The sequence below is a fragment of the Kitasatospora sp. NPDC056531 genome (assembly GCF_042794375.1).
Lineage (GTDB): Bacteria > Actinomycetota > Actinomycetes > Streptomycetales > Streptomycetaceae > Kitasatospora.
Map to the genome: position 1 here is coordinate 1 of NZ_JBHTTU010000249.1, position 3,454 is coordinate 3,454.

1 protein-coding gene is annotated in these 3,454 nt (G+C 73.2%); it reads right to left on the minus strand.

What is annotated here, in order from left to right; genetic code table 11:
- A partial coding sequence (locus tag ACFQ87_RS45135) for a beta-ketoacyl synthase N-terminal-like domain-containing protein (RefSeq protein ID WP_380616865.1) occupies positions 1-3,454 on the minus strand: 3,454 nt, incomplete at both ends.

Here is a 3,454-nt window from a genome sequence, read left to right on the forward strand (position 1 = left end):
ACCCACACCCCCGACAACACCCCACCCGAACCCACCGACACCGACCGCTCAACCACCCGATACCGCCACGAATCCACCACCGACCCCACCACCCGCCGACGCCGCCACTCCGACAACACCGGCACCACAGAACCCCAACCATCCCCACCACCAACCACCGACACCACACCATCAACATCCCCACGCTCCACCGCACCCCAGAACGCACCCTCAACACCATCCACCACACCAACACCCTCAGCACCAGTCACGCCCTCAAGCCAGAACCGCTCCCGCTGGAACGCATACGTCGGCAGATCCACCCGACGGCCGGCGGGACCACCCAGCACGGCGGCCCAGTCCACTCCGGCGCCGTGCACGTACAGCCGGCCCAGCGCGCCGAACAGGGTCGCCACCTCGGGGCGCTCGCGGCGGGCCACCGCCGCGACGGCGACGCCGGGCTCGTCGATCAGGGAATCCCGGGCCATCGCGGCCAGCACGCCGTCCGGGCCGAGTTCCAGGAACGACGTCACGCCCTCGGCGCGCAGGGCCTCCACACCCGCGGCAAACCGCACGCTCGCCCGGACGTGCTCGACCCAGTACTCCGGAGTCCGGATCTCCGCGCCGGCAACGGTCCCAGTCACGTTCGACACCACCGGCACCCGGGGTGCCTCGAAGGCCACCTCAGCCAGCACCTCGGCGAACTCGGCCAGCATCGGCTCCATCAGGGCCGAGTGGAACGCATGCGAGACCGTCAACTGCCGGGTCTTCCGGCCTCGTTCGGCCAGTCGGGCAGCGATCTGCGCGGCTGCCGCCGCGTCACCGGAGACAACGACCGCAGCCGGGCCGTTAACGGCGGCGATGCCCACGGCATCGGCCGTGCCGTCGGCCTCGGCCAGCAGCTCGGCGACCTCGTCCTCGCCGGCCTCCAGCGCGAACATCGCGCCGCCGGCCGGCAGCGCCTGCATCAGCCGGCCCCGGGCCGCGACCACCTTGCAGGCGTCCGGCAGGGACCACACGCCCGCCACGTGGGCGGCCGCCAGCTCGCCGATCGAGTGTCCCAGCAGGAACTCGGGCCGCACGCCCCAGCCTTCGACCAGACGGAACAGCGCGACCTCGATCGCGAAGAGCGCGGGCTGGGTGAAACGGGTCTCGTCGATCAGGGCGGCGTCCGCGGAGTCCGGCTCGGCGAAGACCACCTCGCGCAGCGGCCGGTCCAGCAGCGGGTCGAGCTCCGCGCAGACCGCGTCGAAGGCGGTGGCGAACTCCGGGAAGCGGTCGTACAGTTCACGCCCCATACCGAGGCGCTGCGAGCCCTGGCCGGAGAACATGACGGCAACCCGCCCCTCCACGGCCGTGCCCAGCAGGACCTCGGCAGCGGCACGGCCCTCGGCAACGGCGGCCAGGGCGTCCCGGAAGGACGACCGGTCCTCGGCGACGAGCACGGCACGGTGCTCCAGCTCGGCCCGGGTGGCGGCCAGCGCATACCCCAGGTCGGCGAGCCCGGCCTCGGCGTCCTCGGTGACGGACGACAGCAGGCGGGCGGCCTGCTCGCGCAGGGCGGCCTCGGTCCGGCCCGACAGGATCAACGGGACCGGCCCGGTGACCTCCGGGGCGGTCGGAGCGAGCTCCTCGGCGGACGCTTGCTCCAGGATCATGTGGGCGTTGGTGCCGCTGATGCCGAAGGAGGAGACGCCGGCCCGGCGCGGCGCGCCGGTCTCCGGCCACTCCCGCGCCTGCGTCAGCAGCTCCACCGAGCCTTCGGACCAGTCCACGTGGGTGGTGGGCCGCTCGGCGTGCAGCGTTGCCGGGAGCACGCCCTGCCGCATCGCCATGACCATCTTGATCACACCGCCCACACCGGCCGCGGACTGGGTGTGGCCGATGTTCGACTTCAGCGAGCCGAGCCACAGCGGGCGACCCTCGGGCCGGCCCTGACCGTAGGTCGCCAGCAGCGCCTGCGCCTCGATCGGGTCACCCAGCGTCGTACCGGTGCCGTGCGCCTCCACCACGTCCACCTCGGCGGCGGACAGCCCGGCATTGGCCAGCGCCTGGCGGATCACCCGCTGCTGCGACGGACCGTTCGGCGCCGTCAGACCGTTCGACGCACCGTCCTGGTTCACCGCGCTGCCGCGGATCACCGCGAGCACCGGGTGCCCGTTGCGCCGCGCGTCCGACAGCCGCTCGACCACCACCATGCCGACGCCCTCACCCCAGCCGGTGCCGTCCGCATCGGCCGAGAACGCCTTGCACCGGCCGTCCCCGGCCAGCCCGCCCTGTCGCGAGAACTCGGCGAACGCACCCGGCGTCGACATCACGGTCACACCACCGGCCAGCGCCAGATCGCACTCGCCACTGCGCAGCGCCTGCACCGCCAGGTGCAGCGCCACCAGCGAGGACGAGCACGCCGTGTCCACCGTCACCGCCGGGCCCTCAAGCCCCAGCACGTACGACACCCGGCCCGACATCACACTGCCGGAGGCACCCGTCAGCGCGTAACCGGCCACGGCGTCGGGCGCGTTGGCCATCAGCATGCTGAACTCCTGGCCGCTGCCGCCGACGAACACGCCGGTCCGGCTGCCGCGCAGCGCGGAGGGATTGATGGCCGAGCGCTCCAGCGCCTCCCATGAGGTCTCCAGCAGCAGCCGCTGCTGCGGGTCCATCGCCAGCGCCTCACGCGGCGAGATCCCGAAGAACGCGGCGTCGAACTCGCCCGCGTCGTAGAGGAAAGCGCCCTGGGCCTTGGCGGGAACGCCGGAGGTCTGCCAGCCGCGGTCGGTGGGCAGGGCCGAGACCTCGTCACGGCGCTCGTCCACCAGGCGCCACAGGTCCTCCGGCGACGCGACACCGCCCGGGAAGCGGCAGGCCATGCCGACGATCACCAGCGGCTCGCCGTCCAGCGCAGCGGAACGCAGCACGGGGGCGGACACTCCGGCGCCCGGCTTCCCGCCCGCGAGCCGGGCGCCGACGAAGGCTGCGAGAGCGGTCGGGCTGGGGTGGTCGAAGACCAGGGTGGCCGGCAGCCGCAGCCCGGTCGCGGCGTTCAGCCGGTTCCGCAGCTCCATCGCCGTGACGGAATCGAAGCCCAGCTCCTTGAACGGCTTCGCCGCCGTGATGGGGCTGGACGAGCGGTGGCCCAGCACCAGTGCCGCCTGGGAGCGGACGAGGTCCAGCAGCAGGGCCTCGCGCTCCGGCTCGGTGAGGCCTGCGAGGCGCTGGCGTAGTTCGGCGGCCGCCGAGTCGTCGACCGGCTGGCGCTCGTCCAACGCCGGCGACACGGGACGGCCGACTGAGCCGAACGAGACTCCCTCGAGCCAGAAGCGTTCGTGCTGGAAGGCGTAGGTGGGCAGGTCGATCCGATGGGCGTCGCGGCCGGCGAGGACGGCGGTCCAGTCGACCGCCACCCCGCGCACGTACGCCTCGGCCAGGGACGTGAGGAAGCGTGCGGTGCCGCCCTCACCACGGCGCAGCGAGC